At 68.9% G+C, this 21,924-nt stretch carries 22 protein-coding genes; 7 read left to right on the forward strand and 15 right to left on the reverse strand.

Features of this window, described 5'->3' with window-relative positions:
- Position 1 precedes the first annotated feature (1 nt).
- Complete coding sequence (locus tag NG1_RS09350) at positions 2-502, reverse strand: hypothetical protein (RefSeq protein ID WP_174315422.1); 501 nt, start codon at positions 500-502, stop codon at positions 2-4.
- A gap of 85 nt (positions 503-587) precedes the next feature.
- On the opposite strand from NG1_RS09350, the gene NG1_RS09355 reads away from it, so the two are divergent.
- Positions 588-2,615, forward strand: coding sequence for a TerD family protein (locus NG1_RS09355; RefSeq protein WP_084498802.1), 2,028 nt, complete (start codon positions 588-590; stop codon positions 2,613-2,615).
- A gap of 7 nt (positions 2,616-2,622) precedes the next feature.
- Here the strand turns inward: NG1_RS09355 and NG1_RS09360 are convergent, their stop codons facing one another.
- From NG1_RS09360 to NG1_RS09380, 5 genes are all read right to left on the reverse strand, one after another.
- Positions 2,623-3,348 carry a TetR/AcrR family transcriptional regulator gene (locus NG1_RS09360; RefSeq protein WP_062969662.1) on the reverse strand — a complete coding sequence of 242 codons (726 nt, stop codon included), beginning with the start codon at positions 3,346-3,348 and terminating at the stop codon, positions 2,623-2,625.
- An 8-nt stretch (positions 3,349-3,356) separates the two neighbouring features.
- Positions 3,357-4,586, reverse strand: coding sequence for a cytochrome P450 (locus tag NG1_RS09365; RefSeq protein ID WP_040865828.1), 1,230 nt, complete (start codon positions 4,584-4,586; stop codon positions 3,357-3,359).
- 170 nt (positions 4,587-4,756) lie between these two features.
- The gene (locus NG1_RS09370) at positions 4,757-6,163 is read right to left on the reverse strand and encodes a DUF1254 domain-containing protein (RefSeq protein WP_062969663.1); all 1,407 of its coding nucleotides are present in this window, start codon (positions 6,161-6,163) and stop codon (positions 4,757-4,759) included.
- Between the two features lie 124 nt (positions 6,164-6,287).
- Positions 6,288-7,703 (reverse strand): DUF1254 domain-containing protein, encoded by a 1,416-nt coding sequence (locus NG1_RS09375; protein WP_062969664.1) that lies wholly within the window; start codon positions 7,701-7,703, stop codon positions 6,288-6,290.
- A 217-nt stretch (positions 7,704-7,920) separates the two neighbouring features.
- The gene (locus tag NG1_RS09380; protein WP_040865713.1) at positions 7,921-8,214 is read right to left on the reverse strand and encodes a hypothetical protein; all 294 of its coding nucleotides are present in this window, start codon (positions 8,212-8,214) and stop codon (positions 7,921-7,923) included.
- A 294-nt stretch (positions 8,215-8,508) separates the two neighbouring features.
- Here NG1_RS09380 and NG1_RS09385 point away from each other — a divergent pair, with 294 nt between their 5' ends.
- Positions 8,509-8,784, forward strand: a complete 276-nt coding sequence (locus NG1_RS09385) for a hypothetical protein (RefSeq protein ID WP_040865712.1) — start codon at positions 8,509-8,511, stop codon at positions 8,782-8,784.
- A gap of 108 nt (positions 8,785-8,892) precedes the next feature.
- Here NG1_RS09385 and NG1_RS09390 read toward each other — a convergent pair whose 3' ends face one another.
- The 4 genes from NG1_RS09390 to NG1_RS09405 form a co-directional block, all read right to left on the reverse strand.
- Positions 8,893-10,188 (reverse strand): vWA domain-containing protein, encoded by a 1,296-nt coding sequence (locus NG1_RS09390; RefSeq protein WP_062969665.1) that lies wholly within the window; start codon positions 10,186-10,188, stop codon positions 8,893-8,895.
- A gap of 85 nt (positions 10,189-10,273) precedes the next feature.
- On the reverse strand, positions 10,274-11,179 hold the full coding sequence (locus NG1_RS09395) for a glucosyl-3-phosphoglycerate synthase (protein ID WP_062969666.1): 906 nt from the start codon (positions 11,177-11,179) through the stop codon (positions 10,274-10,276).
- On the reverse strand, positions 11,176-12,897 hold the full coding sequence (locus NG1_RS09400; protein ID WP_062969667.1) for an MFS transporter: 1,722 nt from the start codon (positions 12,895-12,897) through the stop codon (positions 11,176-11,178). Before NG1_RS09400 ends, NG1_RS09395 begins: the two co-directional genes overlap by 4 nt.
- On the reverse strand, positions 12,894-14,315 hold the full coding sequence (locus NG1_RS09405) for a condensation domain-containing protein (RefSeq protein WP_062969668.1): 1,422 nt from the start codon (positions 14,313-14,315) through the stop codon (positions 12,894-12,896). The genes NG1_RS09400 and NG1_RS09405 overlap by 4 nt, the downstream gene beginning before the upstream one ends.
- A gap of 232 nt (positions 14,316-14,547) precedes the next feature.
- Between NG1_RS09405 and NG1_RS09410 the strand changes: the two genes are divergently transcribed.
- Positions 14,548-15,612 carry an alpha/beta hydrolase gene (locus tag NG1_RS09410; RefSeq protein ID WP_245659847.1) on the forward strand — a complete coding sequence of 355 codons (1,065 nt, stop codon included), beginning with the start codon at positions 14,548-14,550 and terminating at the stop codon, positions 15,610-15,612.
- A gap of 7 nt (positions 15,613-15,619) precedes the next feature.
- Here NG1_RS09410 and NG1_RS39215 read toward each other — a convergent pair whose 3' ends face one another.
- A complete protein-coding gene (locus NG1_RS39215) occupies positions 15,620-15,937 on the reverse strand; it encodes a DUF2867 domain-containing protein (RefSeq protein WP_373686137.1) in 318 nt (105 codons plus the stop codon).
- On the opposite strand from NG1_RS39215, the gene NG1_RS09415 reads away from it, so the two are divergent.
- The 3 genes from NG1_RS09415 (at position 15,914) to NG1_RS09425 (ending at position 19,000) form a co-directional block, all read left to right on the forward strand.
- Positions 15,914-17,056, forward strand: coding sequence for an AI-2E family transporter (locus tag NG1_RS09415; RefSeq protein WP_062969669.1), 1,143 nt, complete (start codon positions 15,914-15,916; stop codon positions 17,054-17,056). The genes NG1_RS39215 and NG1_RS09415 overlap by 24 nt on opposite strands.
- Positions 17,057-17,140: 84 nt before the next feature.
- A complete protein-coding gene (locus NG1_RS09420; protein ID WP_062969670.1) occupies positions 17,141-17,656 on the forward strand; it encodes an OsmC family protein in 516 nt (171 codons plus the stop codon).
- Between the two features lie 48 nt (positions 17,657-17,704).
- Positions 17,705-19,000: a bifunctional o-acetylhomoserine/o-acetylserine sulfhydrylase gene (locus tag NG1_RS09425; protein ID WP_062969671.1), complete on the forward strand. Its 1,296-nt coding sequence runs from the start codon at positions 17,705-17,707 to the stop codon at positions 18,998-19,000.
- A 49-nt stretch (positions 19,001-19,049) separates the two neighbouring features.
- On the opposite strand, the gene NG1_RS09430 is transcribed toward NG1_RS09425, so the two are convergent.
- Both NG1_RS09430 and NG1_RS09435 read right to left on the reverse strand, forming a co-directional pair.
- Positions 19,050-19,550 (reverse strand): hypothetical protein, encoded by a 501-nt coding sequence (locus NG1_RS09430; RefSeq protein WP_062969672.1) that lies wholly within the window; start codon positions 19,548-19,550, stop codon positions 19,050-19,052.
- Positions 19,551-19,573: 23 nt separating this feature from the next.
- Complete coding sequence (locus NG1_RS09435) at positions 19,574-19,903, reverse strand: hypothetical protein (protein WP_062969673.1); 330 nt, start codon at positions 19,901-19,903, stop codon at positions 19,574-19,576.
- A gap of 38 nt (positions 19,904-19,941) precedes the next feature.
- Between NG1_RS09435 and NG1_RS09440 the strand changes: the two genes are divergently transcribed.
- Complete coding sequence (locus tag NG1_RS09440; protein ID WP_157113939.1) at positions 19,942-20,910, forward strand: transcriptional regulator; 969 nt, start codon at positions 19,942-19,944, stop codon at positions 20,908-20,910.
- Between the two features lie 5 nt (positions 20,911-20,915).
- On the opposite strand, the gene NG1_RS09445 is transcribed toward NG1_RS09440, so the two are convergent.
- Entirely contained in the window at positions 20,916-21,230 is a 315-nt protein-coding gene (locus NG1_RS09445) for a putative quinol monooxygenase (RefSeq protein WP_062969675.1), read from the reverse strand.
- A gap of 72 nt (positions 21,231-21,302) precedes the next feature.
- Entirely contained in the window at positions 21,303-21,629 is a 327-nt protein-coding gene (cutA, locus tag NG1_RS09450) for a divalent-cation tolerance protein CutA (RefSeq protein ID WP_063910302.1), read from the reverse strand.
- Positions 21,630-21,924: the final 295 nt, after the last annotated feature.

Here is a 21,924-nt window from a genome sequence, read left to right on the forward strand (position 1 = left end):
ACTATTTGCGCCGCTTCGTCGGCTTTCGCCGGGCGGGCTGCTCGACGGGTTGTTCTTCGGCCGTGCTCAGGCCGGTCAGCTTGCCGAGCAAGGCGATGCCGGGCAGTTTCGCCAGACGCCCGAACAGGTCCTCACCCAGCGAGATCATCGCTTCCAGCCGGGGCAGCAGCCGGTCGTAGGCCGCGAAGGCCGGATCGGCCAGGGCCAGGGTGCGGTCGAGCCGATCGATGGTGGAGTTGAGCCGCTCGATCGCGGTCGAGAGGTTCTCGATGAGGCCGGGCAGTTGCGCGGCCAGCTGCGCGGACGCGGGCGGCAGCCGCACCGCCGTGTCGAACGCCGAGGTCGCGGTGAGCTGGGCGGCTTCCAGCGCTTGGCCCGCGGCCGTCTGCGCCGCTTCGACCGCCGCCTGGGCGGCGGCGAGGACGTCGGCGGGGCCGGGCACGCGCCCGCTGGGCAGTCTCGGGGTCGGCGGCTTACGACCCGGGCGTTTCGGGTTCGTCATGGGGAACACTGTGCCGCACGCCCCGCCGAAGGACCTCCCCTCGCGCGTTCGGCGTGTCGGAGGGGCGTGGCATAGTTCGAGCACAATGAAACTCAGCAAGGGCGCGAACGCAGCGGTACCGACATCCCTTCTAGCCGTGGTTGTTTCATGGCGATCGGAGCACGCGGTGGACGCGCACGCCTTGCTGCTGGACGCGAACGGCACGGTCCGCTCGGATCGGGACCTGGTGTTCTACAACGCGCCGCGCCACGTCTCCCAGGCGGTCACGCTCGATCAGGAACCCGCGCCGGGCACCGCGCGGCTGAGCGTCTCGCTGCCGCGCACCGAAGCGGACGTCGAACGCATCGTCGTATCCGGATCGGTGGAGGGAAGCACCTTCGGCGACATCCGGGAGCTGACCGTCGCCGTGCACTCGGTCGACGGGGTGGTCGCGGCGTTCGAGATCGACGACGCGGACGCGGTCTCAGCGCTGATGTTCGGCGAGTTCTACCGCCGCGACGGGCAGTGGCGGTTCCGCGCGATCGGCCAGGGCTGGTCCAGCGGGCTGGCCGGGTTGGTCGGCGAGTTCGGCGTGCAGGTCGACGACCCGTCGGCGCCAGCCCGCACCACCCATCCCACCAACCCGTTCCGGCTACACCGATCGGCCGCGGCGGCACCGGCTCGAGAACGACTTCAGGCCGTCGCCGACTCCGGCCTCGACTCGGCCGAACGGGCCGATCGCCACGACTTCGCCCAGCCCCGGCACGTCTCGCACGGGTCGTTGTCCTCCGGGCAGTCGCGCAGGAACGGGGAATCCGCCGCGGCCGAGCGAACGGACGCACCGAACGTCGCCGCCGAACACGCTCCGGTGCAACGCGTCCGCGAGCACGACCATCAGGCCGAGAACCCATCCGGGCGATCCGAAGGCGCCGAAGCGCCAGGGTCCGGCACCACCGCATGGCCACACACCGAAGTGCTCGGCCGCGCGGACACCGCTCCCCTCCCGCACACCCCCCGTCCGGTCGATCTCAACCGCTACACCCCCGAAAGCGCACCTCCCCCACCGCCCCCGGACCCCGAACGCGCGGACTGGCACCCGGATCCGGAGAACCCGCAGCGCATGCGCTGGTGGGACGGCGCAGGATGGACCGAGGACCGGTACCTGCCCCCTCCGCGCGGCGACCGCCACTGCGCTCGCTGCGCAAGCCCGCTGCGCCGCAAGTTCTTCGGCGGGTTCGCCCCGTGCCAGAGGTGTGCCGAGGAGATCGAGGAATACCTCGTTCATTGGCACACCCGCGCCTGGCGGGTGCTCACCGGCCACGGTCCGCGCGGCCCCGAGTGGGCGGCGCTGTGGGCGTCGTTGCGTTATCAGCGGATCGTCGCCGAAGCCGGACGCGCGGCGTTGCGCGACGCGGCGCTCAGCTATGTGGAGCGGCTGGTCACGTTCGCCTTCGCCGACAGCGAGGTCAGGGACGCGGAGCTGGAACTGTTCGAGCAGGCGGTCACCGAACTCGGCCTCGGCGGACCGCTGATCGATGACCTGCGCAGACGGATGCATCGCGGCAACACCCTCTATCGGTTGCGCACGGGTGACCTGCCGGTGGTCCGCACGCCCGGACTGCATCTGGACCCCGAGGAGAAGGTGCACCTCGACCTGCCCGCGACGCACGTCCGTCAGCTCGCGCGCGGCCCGAAGCTCACCGAGGGCAGGCTGATCGGCAGCAATAAGAAGCTGCGATTCGTCGGCGCCGACACCGGTATCGAGATGCTCTGGTCACGAGTGGTTTCCGTGCACGCGGAGCAAGGCGCGGTGGTGATCGCGGCCACCTCCGCGCGCGGCGGCGCGACGTTCGCCGTCGACGATCCGGACTACGTCTCGGCCGCGCTGGAAGGCGCGCTGCGCGTGGCCAAACGTCTCGTCCTCACTCCGGGCCAGCGTGATACCCGCAGCATCTCGCAGGAAGTGAAGGCGCAGGTGTGGCAGCGTGACGGCGGCCGGTGCGTCGAGTGCGGCGACGGGCACTACCTGGAGTTCGACCACATCATTCCGCTCAGCCGCGGTGGGGCGACCAGCGCGGCGAACCTCCAGATCCTGTGCCGCGCGTGCAACCGAGCCAAGGGCGCCCGCATCTGACCCGGTCTCACTCGGTGAGCAAGCCCGCCGTGCGGCCCAGATCGGCGAGCATCGCGTCGAACAGGATCTCCGGATTGTCCAGCGGGATCGGGTAGTTCCCGAAGACCTCGAGTGTGACGTGCCCGTAGAGCCGCGCCCAGATCTGGATCATCAGATACGTCACCCCGAGATCCAGTTTCTCGGCGGGGAATTTCTGGCTCGACTCCGACAGCGCGGCCAGCAGTTCGGTCTGGAAGTGCACCAGGTCCTCGCGCAGCCCCGGCGGAATGACGTCGGTGGACGGCGTGACGATGTCGTAGGTGGCCAGCAGCCTGCCCGCCGCGGCCAGGAAGACCCGGCCGAAGGGCTCGTCGAAGCGGCGCAGCGCGCGGGCCTGCCCGGCGCCGGGCGAGGCGAACACCAGGGTGAACTCCCTGGTGTGCGTCAGCGCCCAGCGCCGGAAGCCACGGCAGATGGCGAAGAACTGCACGGCGCCGTCGTCGGGCAGCGTGGCGATCTCGGCGGTCAGTTCCGCCGCCAGGTCGGCGCAGAAGTCCAGCCGCAGTCGCTCCAGCAGGTCTTCCAGCGAGTTGTAGTACCGGTACAGCGCGGGCGCGGTGACACCGAGTTCGCGCGCGATGGCGCGCAGGGTGACCGCATCGGGTCCGCGTTCGACCAGCAGCGCGCTGGCCACCCGCCGGATGTCGGTGTCGGTCACCACCGGCGCGCGACCCCGTGGTCTGGACTGTTGCACCGATCGATTCAAGCGTATTCGACTTCCCAGCGCTTGATTCCGTTCAGCCAGCCCGACCGCAGCCGCACCGGCTCGGCGACCTGCCGCAGGTTGGGCATCACGTCGGCGATGGCGTTGAACATCAGATCGATCTGCAGCCTGGCCAGGTTCGCGCCGACGCAGTAGTGCGTGCCGGTGCCACCGAAACCCACGTGCGGGTTGGGATCGCGCAGCACGTCGAAGGTGAACGGATCCGCGAAGGCTTCCTCGTCGAAATTGGCCGAGCTGTAGAACAATCCGAGCCGCTGCCCCTTCTCGATCTCCTGGCCGCCGAGCACGGTGTCCTGGGTCGCGGTGCGCTGGAACGCGGTGACCGGCGTGGCCCACCGGACGATCTCGTCGGGCGCGGTGCGCGGGCGCTGCTGCCGGTAGATCTCCCACTGCTCAGGGTGGTCCACGAACGCTTTCATGCCGTGGGTGATCGAATTGCGGGTGGTCTCGTTGCCCGCGACCGACAGCAGGATGACGAAGAACGCGAACTCGTCCGAGCCGAGGTGCTCGCCGTCGATGTCGGCGTTGACCAGCTGGGTGACGATGTCCTCGGCCGGGCAGGCGCGCCGCTGCTCGGCCATGTTCCAGGCGTAACCCATCACCTCGGCGGTGGCGGCGTGGTGATCGCCGTCGAACTCCGGGTCGTCGTAGGAGATCATCTGGTTGGACCAGTCGAAGATCTTCTTCCGGTCCTCCTGCGGGATGCCGAGCAGCTCGGCGATGGCCTGCAACGGCAGTTCGCAGGCGACCTGTTCGACGAAGTCGCCGCTGCCGGACTTCTTCGCCTCGTGCACGATCCGCGCGGCGCGTTCGGTCAGCGCGGCGCGCAGGCTCTCCACCGCGCGCGGGGTGAAGCCCTTGGAGATGATGCGGCGGGTCTTGGTGTGCTTGGGCGGATCGAGGTTGAGCAGCAGCATGTCGCCGAGCATGTCGATCTGCTCGCGCGTGGTCTCCTCGTTGAACCGGATGATGGCGGTGTTCTCGTGCGAGGAGAACACCTCGGGATTCTTCGAGATCTCCTTGATGTGCGCGAGCTTGGAGACGACCCAGTAGCCACCGTCGTCGAACCCGCTGGCCCGATCGGGCTGCGCGCACCACCACACGGGGGCGGTGCGGCGCAGTTCGGCGAACTCTCCGATGGGCAGGCGGGTGGCCAGCAGGTCGGGGTCGGTGAAGTCGAATCCCGTGGGGATCGAGGGCGTGGTCACGGTCACGGCTAACTCCTACGGCGGTCTGGGCGCAGACCTGACAACGATGCAGGGGACACGGTCAAGGACATGCAACCACAGAACCAGGCTTCGTGAACAGTGTTTAGTAAACCCTGTTTACTTTTTCGGCGCGCCCGGGTCTCGCCGGGGTGGATACGCAGACCGGCTCGTCAGAGCGTGATCAGCGGCGGCGGCTGCCAACGCCGCTGCAAGACGGCCGCTTTCGGTGCGAACAACGCCAGGGTCACCGAGAACGGGTCCGATTCCGGGATGGGCAGCCAGTTGCCCACGGGGACGCCGGAACCCGGATCATCGTGCTGAAGCGTGAGGTCGAGGGAGCTGTCCGCGTTGAGCACGACGTGCACATGGTGACCGATCGAGTAGATCTCGGCCGGATTGGCCACCAGGTAATCGGCGGCATCGTAGACGGCAAGCGACCAGAACGCGTCCACCGGCGGCAGCTCGCCCGATGCGAAGTGCAGCCGGAAAGGACCGGAGCCGGCGGGGACCGCCGTGAAGAGGTAATGCGCGTCCTCGGGCAGCGGGATGCCGAGCGCGCCGAACGCGGTGACCGCTCGCAGCAGATAGTCGGTGCCGTACCGGCCCGCCCCGAGGTCGGAGACCCAGCCGTTGTCGTTGACCGTATTCGTGCCCAGCGTCACCGGGAGCTGCTGCTTCACGGTGTCGGCCGCGGCGGTCAGTTCACCTTCGGAGACGCCTTCGACCGCGCCGCCGGGCCGGATGCCGATCGCCGCGAAACGGCGCATGGCGGGCGCGTCCTCGGGAGCGGGCGGATCGACCGCGAGCACCGCGCACATCCGATCGAAGAAGTCGCGCGCGTTCATCCCCATGACCTGATCGACCGGGCGTCGCGTCTCCGATTGCCCGCTGGGCGGTCCACTCGCGGGCGGCTCGGCGCCCGCCCTCCACGCACTCAACGGAACCAGCCGCAACCTCTCCTGCACCGAGCGCACCACCGCGAGGTCCTTCTCGCCGTCGACCTGGATACGCACGATCAGCCACACCGTCGGCGTGGGCATCGGCAAGGGCGTGAGACCTTCCGGCAGGGCACCCGACCAGCCCGGGCCGGTCACCGCGTAGGTGAACGGCGCTGACGCCGACCGCGCCTGCGGCCGGACACTGCTCGGGTTGTGCACGTTGTTCGTCCAGGCGTCCAGCACCTGCGCCAACCAGAACCGGCCCCCTTCCATCGCGGGGACGCTCAGCACCATCGGCTCGTTCGTCACGTCGAGCCACGCGGTCGAGTGCAGCGTGTCCGGGTCCGGCCGCGCCACGTTCCGTTGTGCGTGGGTCGGCAACGAGGTCGCGTGCTCGAACCGGTTGACGGGCGTGGACGCCTCCGCCGCCATCCGGGCGACGTCCATCAGCACCAGCGGAAAGCCGAACACATAGGCGTCCTTGGCGATCGCTCCGGCCTCGCTGGTCACCGTCGGGTGGGCCGAGTCGTCCTCGTCCGATCCGCCGCACGACGCCACGCCGAGCGCGGCCACCGACGCCGCCATCCCCAGCACGGTGCGCCGCGACAGCGCGGATTCACGGTAGGTCCGGTCGTCCATGATCCTGTTCCGTCTCCGATCCGATCGGTCGCCGAGCCGGGTCCGTTCCGGAGTATAACCACCTCCGGCGGGAAAATAGCTGGTCAGCGCCCGGCGAGCGGCCGGGAACGTGCGGCGGTGCGGGTCAGAGCACCGGCACCAACGGCGGCGGACGCCAACGGCCGTGGATGGCCTCCTCCTTCGGCGCGTACATCCGCAGGGTCAGCGAGAATTGACCGGCTTCGGGGATGGGCAGCCAGTTCCCGGCGGGAACGGAAGGGCCGGGATCGGTGTACTGCACCGCGATGTCGGTGGACCCGTCGGGGTTGAGCGTCACCGGCTCCGGATGGCCCACCGCGTAGATCTCCGCGGGGTTGGGCACCAGGTAGCTGTCGGCGTCGTAGGCGGTCAGCGACCAGAAGTTGTCGACGGGCGGTAGCTGACCCGGTGCGAAGTGCAGCCGGAATCGGCCCGTGCCGCCATCGCCGGTGCCGGTGCCGGTCGAGGCGAACAGCGTCGGATAGAAGGCGTCCTCCGCCGGACTGGCGCCCAGAGCCACCCTCGCGATGGCGGCGCGGAGCAGATAGTTGGTGCCGAACCGGCCGACGTCGGGGTCGATGAGCCAGCCGTTCTCGTTGACCGTCCGCGCGCCCAGATAGACCGGGATCTGCTGCTGGGCGGTCTCCACCGCGGCGGCGAGTTCCACGTCCGAGAGGCCTTCGACCGTGCCGCCGGGCCGGATGCCGATCGTCTCGAAGCGCCGCATGGCGGGCTCGTCCGCACGCGCGGGCGGATCGACCGCCATCAACGCGCACATCCGATCGAAGAACACCTTCGGGTCCATCTCGTCGACCCACTCCGGCGGTGGCTGCGCGATCCCCTCCCTGGGTGGCGCGGCGGGCGGCTCGGTGCCCGCCACCCACGCGCTCAACGGAGCCAGCCGCAACCGCTGCTGCAAAGAGTGCACAGCGGGCAGATCGCTCTCGCCGTCGACCTGGATCCGGACGATCAGCCACACCGTCGGCGTCGGCATCGGCAACGGGGTCAGCCCGGCGGGCAGGTCACCCGACCAGCGCGGGCCGGTAACCACGTAGGTGTAGGGCGGCAACACCGATCGCGCCTGCGGACGGCGACCGCTGGGGTTGTGCACGTTGTTCGTCCAGGCGTCCAGCACCTGCGCCAACCAGAACCGGCCCCGGTCCATCGCGGGGACGCTCAGCACCATCGGCTCGTTCGACAGATCGAGCCACGCGGTCGACCGCAAAGTGTCCCGGTCCAGCCGCACCACCTCGCGCTGCGCCGGGGTGGGCAGCGACGACGCGTGCTCGAACCGGTTGACGGGCATGGACGCCTCCGCCGCCATCCGGGTGACGTCCATCAGCACCAGCGGGTACCCGAATTCGTAGGCGTCCTTGGCGATCGTGGCGGCGTCCCGGGGGACGGGATTCCTGTGCTCGGCCTCGCCGCAGGCAGCCAATCCGAACGCGGCCACCGATGTCGCGGCGATGCCCAGCGCCGTGCGCCGCGACACCGTGAACTCGCCCTCGGTCCAGTCGTCCATGATCCTGCTCCGCCTCCGATCCTATCGGGCACCGCGAGATCCGCACCGGAGTATAACCGCCCTCCGCAGCGAAAATCGCAGGTCAGCGGGGCAATCTCAGGAGGAGGAGCCGAATTCGGCGGAGTCCCCGGCGAGTGCCACGGGCGGCGATCCGGCGTTGGCACGCTCGTCGTCACCGACGAAGGCGCGCCGCCAGGATCGCCGCGACCGCCTGCGGTCAGAACTCCAGAACGGTGTTCATGATGGTGCCCGCGCTGGTGGCGACCACCCCGCCGAGCATCGCCCCCGCGATCATCTTCGGCGACTGCAATCCGCCGCCGCTCCACTTCTCCCAGGCGAATCTGCCGCCCGCGTAGATGATGCTGACGATGCCGGACGCGAGCGCGAACCAGGTCAGATACCGCACGAACTGTAAGAGCTTGTCCGCCAGGGGCGGAGCCTCCGGGGTCGGATTGCCGATCTGCGCCAACGTCGTGAACGAATCGCCGACCGACGCCAGAATGATGCTCACCGTCTACTCCCTCTACGCTCGAATACAACCCTGCGTCGACCAGCCGCTATGCGAAAACTGTTCGACCACCGATGAATTCGGCCACGCCCAGGATACGGGCATGCGGCCCGCCGCGGTGTGCGCACGGCGCGGATCCGCCGCGGCCGGACACGAGTTCGGCTACCCGGGCGCGGGCAGCGGAAACACGAACTTCCCTGCGCTGCACCGACCTGACTGCATCGGGGCGAGCGAACGGATACGATCTTCTCAGCGATTCACTTGCCCCTGTCCCGAATCCAGAATGAGCGAACGACGATGATCATGGCCGCCGCTTTCGACACCTTGGCGCAGATCGGCAATCCCACCCCAGAAGCGCCGCCGATCTCCGACAAGTTCCTCCAACTGGTCCGCTACCTGACGTGGTTCGTCCTCCTGTCGGGCATCTGCGGCATCATCTACGCCGGTGGGCGCTTCGCCTGGGAGAAGTGGACCGGCGGCGGGCTCGAGTCGCCGAAGATGGTGGCGGGAGCCATGATCGGCGGGGTGATCGCCACCAGCGCCGGCACCATCATGAACGCCGTCATCGGCTGAGCCGCGGCGGAGCGATCACCGCCTGCTATAGCTTCTCGCTATAACAAGCGGGCGATGCTCCGTGGGCAGGGCAGCCGCGGCATCGTTGCGGCGATGACGCCCACGCGTTCAGCGCAGGATGTTCGCGTTCCGCGCGGCGCGCAGCCAGTCGGGGAACTCGCCGAGCAAGCGGGCGTAGAGCTGCGCGTCGTCGACCTGATCGATGTCGTCGAGTGCGAAGAACCCCGCGTTGTCGACCGCCCGGTCGGACAATTCGTCCAGGGTGCGCAGCAGACCGTAGTTGGCGCGCCCGAGGCCGACGAACTGCCAGAACGCGGGCAGTAGCGAAGCCTCCCGCATGAGCGCGGCGATCTCGCGCTTCTTGGCGAAGCCCCCGTCGGTGAAGAACAACACGAGGGTGGGGCGGCCGCCGGGGCGCAACGAGTCGATGATGTCGCGCATGATCGGCAGCTCCTCGTTGCGGGCGCCGAGCGCGTCGTAGTCGATGCCGCCGTGGGTGCCGGTGAGGTGCAGATAGGTTCGCGCCCACTCCTCACCGCGCTCGACCGTGATGTCGGGCAGCTTGGCGAAGGAGCGGGCGTAGAGGTACGCCTCCAGGGTGCCGTCGTCGTCGAGCTGGGTGGCCACCGGGATCATCCGCTGCACGACGCGATGCACCACCTGGTCGCGATACTGCCGGTGCATGCTGCCGGTCTTGTCGACGACCAGAACGACGCGCGCGCGGATGCCGAAAGCGTTCTTGTCGACGAGGACTTTCGCGACCTCCCGCTTGCGCAGGTCCAGCTTCGCCCGCTTCTCGAAGGAGAGCTGCGCCTCGCCGGGGACGGTGAACACGTCCGACGCCGGGGTGTGCCCTGCCGCCAGGCCCGGCTCGGCTCGAATCGCGGACGAGGCCTCTACCCCCGGGGCGTCGTCCACGCTCACGCCGTGATCGGTGACCAGCGCGGCGAATCCGCCCGCATAACCTTGCCCGACCGCTCGCACCTTCCATCCGCCCTGGCGGCGATACAGTTCGAGCGCGATCACCACCGATTCGCTGCCCAAGCCCTCGATGCGGTACTCGTAGAGCACGTTTCCCGCCGCGTCGGCGACCGTGGCGACCAGAGGCGCGAACCCGCCGAAGGTCTGCGCCGGATCATCGAGAGTGAGCACCGCGCGTACTTGCGCGATGTCCACCGGCAGGTCGCTCAGCGAAACCGACAGCGCGCCGGGCGTTCCCTGCCCCAGCGACACCCCCGGTGCGCTCGGCTGATTGAAGAACACGAAATCCGCGTCCGAGCGCACCCGCCCCGCTTCGGTCACCAGCAGCGCAGACACATCGACCGCGGCCTCGGTGCGCACCGACACCAGCACGCGCGCCACATCCAATGCCCCGTTCTGACCTTTGACCAATGCCGCGCCCACCGAGACTCCCAGCCGTCGTCACTCCGAAATCGCCACCGGGATCAGCGTAAGTCCACTACCGGCAGGATGCGGGGCGTTCGCCGCGTCATCGAATACCCGTAGCGGTCAGCGTGGCCATCGGCGGCCGGTCGGCCGCGGGCACCGCGCCGGGCGTCATGCGCCGGCTCGAGCCGTGCGGGAGGTACTGCGTCAGCGCCGCTCCCGAGTCGGGAATGTCGAGCCTGCCGAGCAGCGTCGCGATCACCTGCCTGCTCATCTCGGCCAGCTCGTGCAGCGGGCGATTGCGGTGCACGCGGGTGCCGAGGTCGACCTGCGCGATGGCGCCTGCGCCGTGCCTGCGCCAGGTGTCGATCAGCAGACCGATCTCGACGCCGTAGCCGGGCGCGAACGGCAACGCCCGCAGCAGTTCCCGGGTGGCCGCGTACTCGCCGCCGAGCGGCTGGCGCAACTCGGCGAGCTCCGGGGCGAGCGCGGTGAGCAGCGGCCGGGCCACCAGCTGGGTGACGCGTCCGCCGCCGTCCGGCGCGTCACCGTGCGGGCGGCGGTAGAACCCCTTCACCAGGCGCAGTTCGTCGTCGGACAGCAGCGGCGCGAGCAGCGACGGCACGAACCGGGGGTCGGGAGCGACGAGATCGGCGTCGACGAACACGATGAAGTCGCCCGAGGCCACCGCCAACGACCGCCAGAGCACCTCGCCCTTGCCCGGACACGGCGGCACGGCGGGCAGCGCCTGCTCGCGGGAGTAGACGGTCGCGCCCGCCGCTCGCGCCCTGGCGGCGGTCCGGTCGGTGGAACCGGAGTCGAGCACGATCAACTCGTCGACCAGCGTGCCGACCAGGTTGCGGATCGAGGCGACCACGCCCGCCACGGTGTCTTCCTCGTTCAGGGCGGGGATGACCACCGAGACGCTGCGGTGCCGCTTGCGGTCGAGCAACTCGCCGTACGACCACGTGCGGTCGTAGAGGACGACACCGGACGCCGATGAGCTCATGTGGGAGCGTCCTTTCCCGGACCGTGGCCCGTCGTGTTGTTCGCGGTGGCCGTGTCTCCCACCTCGCCGGGCGCCGTCGCTCCCGACTCCCCGTTCCGCGGCGGCAGCGCCAGACTGAGCACGACGAGCGCGAGCGCGGTCCCCGCGACCACCCACAGCACGGTGACGCAGGCGGCGAGAAAGGTGTGCGCGGCGGCGATCTGTCCGGCCAGATCCGCCCCCGCGCCAGGACAGGTGTGCGCGTCGAGGCGCGGGGTCGGCGAACGCAAGGCCGAGTCGGCGCAATCGGCGAACGAGGTCACTACTCGGTCGCGCTGCGCGGTCGTCGTCGGCGAATCCGTCAGCGATGCGGCCAGAACCGCTTTCGCGTGCCCGACGCCCAGATCGGTGTCGGCGTCGACCCTGCGGAAGAACAGCGCGCCGAGCGCCGCCACCCCCAGCGAGCTGCCGATCTGCTGCACGGTCGGCACCGTTCCGGACGCCGAGCCGGTCGCCCGCTCGGCGACGCCCGTCATCATCGCCGCGGGCAGCGGCGCGGCGAACAGTCCCATCCCGGCTCCGGCGGCGAACACCGGGACCGCGAGCCGCCGCAGATCGATCGACGCGTCGGCGGGGTGGACGGTGAGCGCGACGACGGCGATGGCGGCCGCGAACAGCAGCACACCGAGGGTCAGCCCACGGCTGCCCAGCCGCGTCACCAGGATCGGTGAGGCCAGCGCGCCGCACGCCCCGCCGATCGCGAAGGGCAGCACCAGGATTCCGGTCCGCAGGGCGGTGAACCCCAGCCCCGATTGCACCGTCACCGACACGGTGAACAAGAACGCGGTGAAGATTCCGAAGAACAGCAGCGTCAGCACGGAGCCGACCGCGAAACCGCGGTCCGCGAAGAGGTCGATCCGCAGCAGCGGGCTCTCACCGGACCGCAGCCGCCTGCGCTGATGCCAGACGAACACCGCGAGCAGCGCGAGCCCGGCGCCGAGCAGACCGAACAGCGAAGGTGGCCATCGCTGTTCGCGTCCGGCGGCGAGGGGATACAGCAGGGCCACCAGCCCACAGGTCACCAGTAGTGCGCCGGCGACATCCAGCCGTTCCCTGGTCGCGGGCTTGCCCACGTGCAGATGCCGGTGCGCCAGTAGCAATCCGAGCACACACGGCGGCACGTTCAGCAGGAAGACCGCCCGCCAGCCGAGACCGAACGGATCGGAGGCGATGACCGCCCCGCCGAGCAGCGGGCCCGCGATCGCCGCGAGGCCGGCGGCCGCGCCGTAGAGCCCGAAGGCCAACGGCTGCTCGCCCTTCGGGAACACCGCGCTGATGATGGCGATCACCTGCGCGGACATCGCGGCGGCCGCCAGGCCCTGCACGGCACGCGCCGCGATCAGCTCGCCCGGCAGGTGCGCCAGGCCGCACCACACCGAGGCGGCGGTGAAGCCCGCCATGGCGCCGAGGAAGACGCGCCGCCGCCCGATCGACTCCCCGATGCGCGCGGCGGTCATCAGCGTGCCCGCGAAAGCCAGGCTGTAGCCGGCCACCACGAACACCTGGACCGAGCCGGGCGCCGCCAGATCCCGCGCGATGCCGGGCAGAGCGGTGTTCACGATCGTCATGTCCAGCATCTGCATGAACACCGCGAGCAGGCAGGCGCCCAGCGCTGCCCACGCCGCAGAGCCTGCGACCACCGGTACCGGGCCGGTGACGATGCGCGCCCCCGTGCTCATGGAAGGGCGCCGACCCGCACCGCGCGGTCGCCGTTCGCCACGACGTCGGCGACGATCGTCCGCATGGCGGTGACGTAGCGACCGATCACCTCGTGCGCCCGCGGGGTATCGGGGAACAGCAGACTGAGCGTGGTGACATCGTCGAACCGGTTGACCCAGATGTAGACCTCGCGCGAACTGCCGCGGTTGGCGAACATGCCGCCGTCGATCTTGTCGAACATCTCGACACCGGCCATCTTGCGGATGTCCAGGTAGGACAGCATGCGGGCGGTCCACCCGGGCCGGGTGCGGATCCCGAGTTCGGGCGGCGCGAGTTGCAACGCGCGGTGCAGGGAGACGTCGGTCAGGTCCTTGCCCTGGTCGTAGGCCGCCTGGGCCGCGGCGACCACATGTGTGAACGATTGATCGGCGCCCACCGGAAAAGCCACCGGGATCAGATTCGTGTACCACCCGACCGAGGCGGCCTCCCCCTCGGTGCGGCGTGTGTTCACCGGTGTGAGACCGAAATACCAGTCGCCGCCCGCCAGTTCGATCTCCGCGAGCGCGGCTGCGGCGAACAGCCCGCCGGTGAACCGGCCGTCATGTGCCCGGCAGACCTCCTCGAAACGCAGCGCACCCGGTTCATCGATCAGGACGGTGGTCACCTGCGCACCTCGGACGTGCTCGTCGTCGTCGACCCACAGGTCCACCGGGAACCCGGGAACGTCACCGCCGTTGCGCCGCAACAATTCCAGCCAGACCGCGATCTGCGGTGACTCGGCGGTCAGCTCGGCGCTGAGGCGGCGTTCCCGCTCGCAGTAGGCGATGTGACCGGTCACCGGCGCGGGAATCAGGCTGCCGCCGGACAATTCGCTGCCGTAGAGCGTCAACAGGTCCACACACGACAGCGCCTGTGCCACGCCATCGGTATGCAAGTGATCCACCGCCGCGTACATCGTGAAAGACTCCGCGTGTTCGATGATCCCGAAACCGAAGCAGTCCCAGTCCAGCGGGCCGGGCGTCTCGGCTAGGACGTGCGCCCGAATGGCGTCGCTGTCGGCGTAGACACCGTGCTCGGTGGGCACCATCCGGATGTCGGCCGGGTCGAGAACACGGCGCTGCACCCGACCCGCCGCGGTGATGGCGAACCAGCTCCAGAACGTATCGTGCCTGCGCAGGAAGGCCTCGACCGTGCGTGTCATCGCGGCGTGGTCCGGCGCACCGGGAATCGTGAACGCGATCATGCACACTCGCGAAACGCGCAAGCCCGCGTTCGCATTGCGGTGCGTGGTGCGCAGATACTCCTCCTGCTGATGGGACGGTGGCGCCGGATGCGCCGGGGCGCGGCGCGCCGCGGAGAGCGATTCCGGTGCCGGCCGCCAACTCGTGAGCTTTCCCGCCGTGGGATGCCATTCGTCGATGAAACCGAAATTGACCACAGGTGTTCTCGATTCGTGCGGGTGAGGAAAATCCTCTACTGGCCCCTTGAAAGTCAACGACAAAAATCATCGGACTACCATGGCTGCCGCCGAATTTTGTGACCACCACCAGACGGCGGATCCGGCACCTCGTCGAGTTTCCCAAGAATGCGCGTCCATGCTTGCCGGACAGCCTGATCGCGCCCTACGTTCGCCAGCATTACAGTGCACGAACCGAATTCGGAGGTCTCGCGTGCGGGCTCGGACGACAAGCAGGCCGGGCGCGATCGTCACTTCGATCGCCGTGTCGCTCGCGCTCGCCACCACGACACTGTTACCCAGTTGGCCTGCGGCGACAGCGCAGACGGATCCGTCCGATCCGGTGGCCTCCGACGGATCACGGGTGCTCGAAGTAGGCCAGGACACCGGCCGCCTGACCGACGTGCGGGTCTATTCCGCCGCGATGGGCACGACGGTCCCGGTGAAAGTAATCCGCGCGCCGGACATTTCGAGACCGGCGCCCGTTCTGTATCTGCTCAACGGAGCCAGCGGCGGCACCGGAGGAAGCAACTGGCCGAAGCAGACCGATATCGAGGATTTCTTCCGCGACAAACAAGTGAACGTCGTCGTGCCCATGGGCGGCGAAGGAAGTTATTTCGCGGATTGGCGGGTGGACGACCCGGCGCTCGGCAGGCAACGCTGGACGACATTTCTCACCAGAGAACTGCCGCCCCTGATCGACGCCACCTTCGCGGGCAACGGCGCCAACGCCGTCGCCGGAATCTCCATGGCGGCCACCTCGGTATTCCAGCTCTCGCTGGCCGCACCGGGGCTCTACCGCGCCTTGGGCTCCTACAGCGGGTGCGTGCGCACCAGCGACCCGCAAGGCCAGGCCATGGTCAACGCCGTCGTCACCCGCTGGCGCGGCAACACACTCAACATGTGGGGACCACCCACCGACCCGCAATGGGCCGCCAACGACCCTTACCTGCACGCCGAACAACTGCGCGGCACCGCCATCTACGTCTCCACCGGCACCGGCATGCCCGGCCCGCTCGACACCCCCGACGGGCCGGGCATCGACGGCAACGGCGAGAAATTGATCAGCCAGCTCGTCACCGGCGGATTTCTGGAGGCGGTCATCAACCGGTGCGCGCACGACCTGAGCAAGCGGTTGGGCGAACTGGCCATCCCCGCCACCTTCGACTTCCGCCCCTTCGGCACGCACTCCTGGGGTTACTGGCAGCAGGACCTGCACAACTCCTGGCCGGTGATCGCCGCGGCGCTGGCGATCGAGGACTCCCCCGCTCCCGGTTAGCGGGTCATCACGTGCGGGACGATTCCGCGGCGCCGGTGATGTTGCGCGCCATCCCGCCGAAGATGCCCGCGTGGAACGGCGCGATGGATTTCCAGTACAGGTGCCCGGCCAGCCCGTGCGGTTCGAACAACGCGCACTGGTGATAGGTGGCGCCCGGGCCGCACGGCAACCACCCTTCCGATGACCTGCTCAGGTGATGACCCCGGACTGCCGGGTCAAACAGCGCGTTCCCCAGCTGTGCGGCTCGGGTGCGCGGCCGCGAGCCCTGATCGATCGGGTCCTCACGTGCCAGACTGGGCCGGTGAGCGAACGTAGCAAAAGCCACGGACCGGACAAGCCCGCACCGCGCGATCGCGGCGACGTCATCGGTGCGGGCCTGGTGTGGCTGGCCAAGTGGGCACTGTGCATCGTCGCCATCGCGGCGGGGGCGTGGGTGCTCGGGTTCCTGGTCGCCCGCCTGTGGGTGGTGATCCTGCCGGTCGCGCTGGCGATCGTCGTCGCCACCGTGCTGTGGCCGCCCGTGCGCTGGCTCACCGCACGCGGCCTGCCGCCCGCCGCGGCCGCCTCGATCGCGGTGCTCGGTTTCGTCGGCGTGCTGGCCGGCATCATCGCGCTGATCGTGCCGTCGGTCGTGGATCAGGCGCCGGAACTGGCCGACAAGTCGAGCGCCGGTGTCGAACAGGTGCGCGACTGGCTACAAGGGCCGCCACTGAGAATCCGTGACGAGCAACTGGATTCGGCCGTGGACGCGATCGTCTCCCGGCTCAAGTCGAGTTCGGAGCAGATCGCGAGCGGCGTGTTCAGCGGCGTGTCCACCGCGACGTCGGTGCTGGTCACCCTGTTCCTGGTGCTGGTGCTGGTGTTCTTCTTCGTCAAGGACGGACCGCGTTTCCTGCCCTGGTTGCACGGCGTTTCCGGCAGCCGCGGCGGCAAGCACCTGGAGGAGGTGCTCGGCCGGGTCTGGGTGGTGCTCGGCGGGTTCATCCGCACACAGGCGCTGGTCAGCCTGGTCGACGCGGTGTGTATCGGCGCCGGGCTGGTCATCCTCGGAGTGCCGCTGGCACTGGTTCTCGCGGTGATCACCTTCCTCGGCGGCTTCGTCCCGATGGTCGGCGCGTTCGTCGCGGGTGCGCTGGCGGTGCTGGTCGCGTTGGTGGGCAACGGTTTCGTCACCGCGCTGATCGTGCTCGGCATCGTCATCGCCGTGCAGCAGCTGGAAGGCAACGTGCTGCAACCGGTGCTGCAAAGCCGCAGCATGCAACTGCACGCGGTCATCGTGCTGCTCGCGGTCACCGCGGGCGGCTCGCTGTACGGGATCGTCGGCGCGTTCCTGGCCGTCCCCGTGGTCGCGATCGCCGCGGTCGTCCTGCGGTACGTCGGCGAGCAGATCGATGCGGCCACAGCGCCGCCGGAGCCGGAGCCGGAGAGCGAGACCGCGGACTGACCGCGCCGCGGGAAACGCCATCGTTGCACTCAGTCCGAATGTAACTCTCGCCGTCGTCCGCCGCGGTTCCTAGCGTCACTGGACATGACAACTGATGTGAGCACCCCGCTCAACGACATCGCCGACGCGACGGCCAGGGCCGTCGCGGACGACGCGGCGAACGCGCTGGTGGTGTTCCGTGCCTCCGGAACCACGGAGGGGACGGTGGGCAGTGCGATCACCCTCGGCAAGTACACCGTGCGCGTGGACGAACCGCACGCGCTCGGCGGCGCGGACACCGCGCCCAATCCGGTCGAGGTGTATCTGGCGTCGCTCATCTCGTGTCAAGTGGTGACCTACCGGTTCTGGGCGCAGCGCCTCGGCATCACGATCGATGATTTGTCGGTGAGCGCCGAAGGCGATCTCGACGTACGCGGATTCTTCGGCTTGGATGACAACATCCGCGCCGGGTTCCAAGCGGTGCGGGTGACCGTTCGCATCAGTGGACCCGACACCGAGCAGCGCTATGCCGAACTCCAGCAGGCCGTCGACGCGCACTGCCCCGTGCTGGATCTCACCACCGGGCGCACCCCGGTCGACACCACCCTGATCACCGATTAGCCGCCGCCCCACCCCGATCGATCACCCGCCAGAAGGAGGACCTCCCCGATGACCGAATCCGACCTGTCCCAGAACTGGAGCTTCGAGACGAAGCAGATCCACGTCGGACAGATTCCGGACGGCACGACGAACGCCCGCGCGCTGCCGATCTACCAGACCACCTCCTACACCTTCCGCGACACCGCGCACGCGGCGGCGCTGTTCGGTCTGGCCGAGCCCGGCAACATCTACACCCGGATCATGAACCCCACCCAGGACGCGGTGGAGCAGCGCATCGCCGCACTGGAAGGCGGCGTCGCCGCCCTGCTGCTGGCCTCCGGGCAGGCCGCGGAGACCTTCGCGATCCTCAACATCGCCGGAGCGGGCGACCACATCGTCTCCAGTCCCCGGCTCTACGGCGGCACCTACAACCTCTTCCACTACTCGCTGCCCAAGCTCGGCATCGAGGTCTCCTTCGTCGACGATCCCGACGACCTCGAGCAGTGGAAGGCCGCCATCCGCCCGAACACCAAGGCGCTCTATGGCGAAACGATCTCCAACCCGCAGAATCACATCCTCGACATCCCGGGGATCGCGGGCGTCGCCCACGACAACGGCGTCCCGCTGATCGTGGACAACACCGTCGCCACGCCGTATCTGATCCAGCCGCTGGCCCACGGCGCCGACATCGTCGTGCACTCGGCCACCAAGTACCTCGGCGGACACGGCGCGGCCATCGCGGGCGTGATCGTGGACGGCGGCAAGTTCGACTGGACCGGTGGCCGGTTCCCCGGCTTCACCGAACCCGACCCGAGCTACCACGGTGTCGTGTACGCCGAACTCGGCGCACCCGCCTACGCGCTCAAGGCGCGCGTGCAACTGCTGCGCGACCTCGGCGCCGCGGTCTCGCCGTTCAACGCGTTCCTGATCAGCCAGGGACTGGAGACGCTGAGCCTGCGGATCGAACGGCACGTGCAGAACGCGCAGGCGGTGGCCGAATTCCTCACCAGCCGTTCGGAAGTCACCTCGGTGTCCTACGCGGGCCTGCCGTCCTCCCCGTGGTACGAGCGCGGCCGCGCCCTCGCACCCAAGGGCACCGGCGCGGTGATCGGCTTCGAGCTGGCCGGCGGCGTCGACGCAGGCAAGCGATTCGTCGAGGCACTGCGGCTGCACAGCCACGTCGCCAACATCGGCGACGTGCGCTCGCTGGTCATCCACCCCGCCTCCACCACCCACTCCCAGCTGACACCCGAAGAGCAGCTGGCCGCGGGCGTCACCCCCGGCCTGGTCCGCCTCGCCGTCGGCATCGAGGGAATCGACGACATCCTCGCCGACCTGCGCGCCGGATTCGCCGCAGCCTCCTGACAAGGTGCGCCCCGGGGTGATCGGCCCCGGGGCGTCGGGTGGCTACCGGTTAGGCCGCGATCGGCCCGACCGTGATCGCTCGCCCGTCGCGAGTGGTCACGGTAACCCGCGGTGTCTCGCTGCCGGTCGCGCGGATGACCGCGAACGCGAGACCGTCCGCGCCGATCGGCACGACGCATTCCTCGAACGAGGACGTAACCGAAAGGGACACCGCGTCGTGGGCGGCTCGGCCGATGACCGCGTACCAGCCATCACCGAACCGGTCGGCGGTGGCCGACCGGAACCGGGTGCCGACTCGTTGCAGCGCCTCCCAGGCCGGGGTGTGTTCGTGCCGAGGACCGGAAGGACGGGGTGCGCCGAACATCGTTCCGCGCGTCTTCCACTGGTCACCGTCGGGGTGGACGAACACGATATAGCGGCCCCGGTCGCCGTCTACAAGGACTGCGATGATCTCCTCCCGGACGATGACGTTGATCGGGGCGAGGCTCGAGTCAGCGGCCGCAAGGGCATCGAGCGCTACGCTGACCGCTGGGTGGTCCAGTGTGCCCATCGGCTGTGCCCTTCCCTTTCGTGTCAGCAGATCGCGGAAATGGTGGCGCTGTTGTCGCCGCCGTCATCCCACGTACCGGCGATCGCGGTCACCTCCACCTGGGTATGGAACCCGTAGAGAATTCCCGCCGACGAGCACGACGCGGAGTACAACGCTTGCACGTCGGGGTCGGTGCTGGTGTCGATGCGTTCGGCGTGCTTGTACCAGTCGGTCTTCCACGGCTCGATGGCGTGCACGAAGCACACGATCTCGTCGTTCGCGGCGCGTACGGGTTCGGCGTCGGCGATGGTGGCCGGGCCGAGCACCCACGCGCTGGTGAGCATGGTGGCGCGGATCGCGACAGCAATGGTCATGGATTCCTCCCGTTCCGGCGCCTGGACCAGACATCGAGGTGCACGCCGCGGTAGGGGTGCTGCGAACCGAATTGGCCGCTTACGATCTCGACAACGACAATGTGTCGCACGTGCGCCCGATCGGACAGATCACGGCCGACGTCGAGCAGGTGTGTCGATATCGCCGCGCCGCATCGTTCCACAAACTGGGCCGATCTCTGCCACCGCTGCTCGGCGAGGTACGCGCTGCGGTGCACCGCAGCAGCGGCCGGGAGCGGGACCAGGCGCTCGTCCTGTTGTGCGAGCTGTACTACTCCGCGCACAGCATCGCCCACAAACTCGGGTATGGGGACCTCGCCGCACTGGCCGTCGATCGGCTCGCGTGGGCGGCCACCGAATCCGGCAACGAATTGTGGATCGGCACCAGTCAATTTCACCGCGCGGCGCTACTCAGTTCCGGCGGCGACTGGACCGCCGCACTCGGATTCTTGGAGCGCTGCCGGTCCAGCATCGAACCCCGCCTCAGCGCCGGACACCGCGACGACCTCATCGCCTGGGGCGGCCTGCACCTGCAATCCGGGCTCGCCGCGTCGCGCTGCGGCAATCGCGACCTTGCCGACGAGCACTTGGCCGAGGCCCGGGAGACCGCGCTGCGCCTCGGTGATGATCGCGACGTCATTCTGTCGTTCGGGCCGACAAACGTCGAGATCTGGTCGGTGGCGCTTGCCGTGGAGAGCATGGACGGCACCGAAGCACTCAACCGGGCACAGTCGCTGGTCATCCCGGATGGCACCCCGAAGGAGCGCGCGGGTCATCACTACATCGACCTGTCGCGCGCCTACCTCCTGCATGGGGACCGCACACGCGCCTTGGATGCGCTGCTCACCGCGAAAGCGATTGCCCCGGCGCAGACTCGCTGGAATCCGATGGTGCACGAGACAGTACGGGCGCTGGCTCGTGCGGAAGCACGCAGCGTCGACACCGTCCACGGCTTCGCCGTATGGTGCGGGATTGCCGCGCGCCTGTGATCCGGTCAGCCCGCCGCGGGCAGACCCTTCGCATCGGCGGGCGACAGGAACTCCACCCGGAACGAAGCGACGTAGTTCTCCCGCCGGCTCAGGAAGTGCCGCGTGTGTGGTTGCCGCTCGTGCTCCTCGAAGGCCGAACGATCGCGGTACACCTCGTAAAAGATCCGCGACAGCGGCTCACCCTCGACGGCATGCGTGGCGTACACCAACGTCCCGGGTTCGAAGTCGGCTATCGCTTGAACGGTTTCCGCCACCAACTTGTCGAACTCGGCCGCCTTCCCGGCGTCCAGCAGGTCGAACCTCACGACGAGCGCGAACATAGCCCCTCCTCCGCACAGTGCGCCCCGACCGGATGAGGATTCGGGACACGGCCACCGTACAGGCAGATGCGGCTATGCCACTGTAGAGCGGTCCACCCAGTCCGCGTACTCATCGGGGCACCATGCGATGGGCTGGCCGGTCAGCTCCGGGTTGTCCCAAGGGTGCAGTTCCTTGATCCTGGCGGCGAGCTTGTCCCGGGTGGTGTCGGAGGTTCGCAGCTCGACGCGCCACTCCTGGCCTTCACCGGATTCGCCGAGGTGCCAGAACACCGACTTGATCGGGCCGGTGATGAACGCACCCGCCGCCAGCTTCTCCGTTACCGCGGCGCGAGCGATGGATTGGGCAGCGTCTTCGGTGGGGGTAGTGGTCGTTACGGTCCACACACTCGGAGTTGCCATTCCGACAGACTAGGGGACAGGCGCTCCACGGACCGGCCGCAGTCTCCTGACGCGTTGCCCCGGAGCGATCGGCCCCGGGGCACTCCGCCTGGTCGCGATGCGGACCGGAAGCCTTGCAGCGGGGCGCGAACCCGTTTCCCCGCCGGTTTTCCTGATTTCCGTCAGCAATTTGACCGCAATCGCTTACGCCATCGGTTGCCTCACGGCGCCACCGATATTCGATACCGCCGCACGGATTCGATTGGCACGTGGAGCGGTTCCCCGCTATCGGAAAAGAAATCCAAATTTCGCGCAT

The organism is Nocardia gamkensis NBRC 108242 (genome assembly GCF_001612985.1).
Taxonomy (GTDB): Bacteria; Actinomycetota; Actinomycetes; order Mycobacteriales; family Mycobacteriaceae; genus Nocardia; species Nocardia gamkensis.

Bases quoted from the DNA above. Each gene is read 5' to 3' on its own strand.
- NG1_RS09435 (WP_062969673.1), bottom strand. From the start codon at position 19,903: ATGACCATTGCTGTCGCGATCCGCGCCACCATGCTCACCAGCGCGTGG.
- NG1_RS09400 (WP_062969667.1), bottom strand. From the start codon at position 12,897: ATGAGCACGGGGGCGCGCATCGTCACCGGCCCGGTACCGGTGGTCGCA.
- NG1_RS09375 (WP_062969664.1), bottom strand. From the start codon at position 7,703: ATGGACGACTGGACCGAGGGCGAGTTCACGGTGTCGCGGCGCACGGCG.
- NG1_RS09420 (WP_062969670.1), top strand. From the start codon at position 17,141: ATGACAACTGATGTGAGCACCCCGCTCAACGACATCGCCGACGCGACG.
- NG1_RS09425 (WP_062969671.1), top strand. From the start codon at position 17,705: ATGACCGAATCCGACCTGTCCCAGAACTGGAGCTTCGAGACGAAGCAG.
- NG1_RS09430 (WP_062969672.1), bottom strand. From the start codon at position 19,550: ATGGGCACACTGGACCACCCAGCGGTCAGCGTAGCGCTCGATGCCCTT.
- NG1_RS09385 (WP_040865712.1), top strand. From the start codon at position 8,509: ATGATCATGGCCGCCGCTTTCGACACCTTGGCGCAGATCGGCAATCCC.
- NG1_RS09355 (WP_084498802.1), top strand. From the start codon at position 588: ATGAAACTCAGCAAGGGCGCGAACGCAGCGGTACCGACATCCCTTCTA.
- NG1_RS09445 (WP_062969675.1), bottom strand. From the start codon at position 21,230: ATGTTCGCGCTCGTCGTGAGGTTCGACCTGCTGGACGCCGGGAAGGCG.
- cutA (WP_063910302.1), bottom strand. From the start codon at position 21,629: ATGGCAACTCCGAGTGTGTGGACCGTAACGACCACTACCCCCACCGAA.
- NG1_RS09395 (WP_062969666.1), bottom strand. From the start codon at position 11,179: ATGAGCTCATCGGCGTCCGGTGTCGTCCTCTACGACCGCACGTGGTCG.
- NG1_RS09370 (WP_062969663.1), bottom strand. From the start codon at position 6,163: ATGGACGACCGGACCTACCGTGAATCCGCGCTGTCGCGGCGCACCGTG.
- NG1_RS09350 (WP_174315422.1), bottom strand. From the start codon at position 502: ATGACGAACCCGAAACGCCCGGGTCGTAAGCCGCCGACCCCGAGACTG.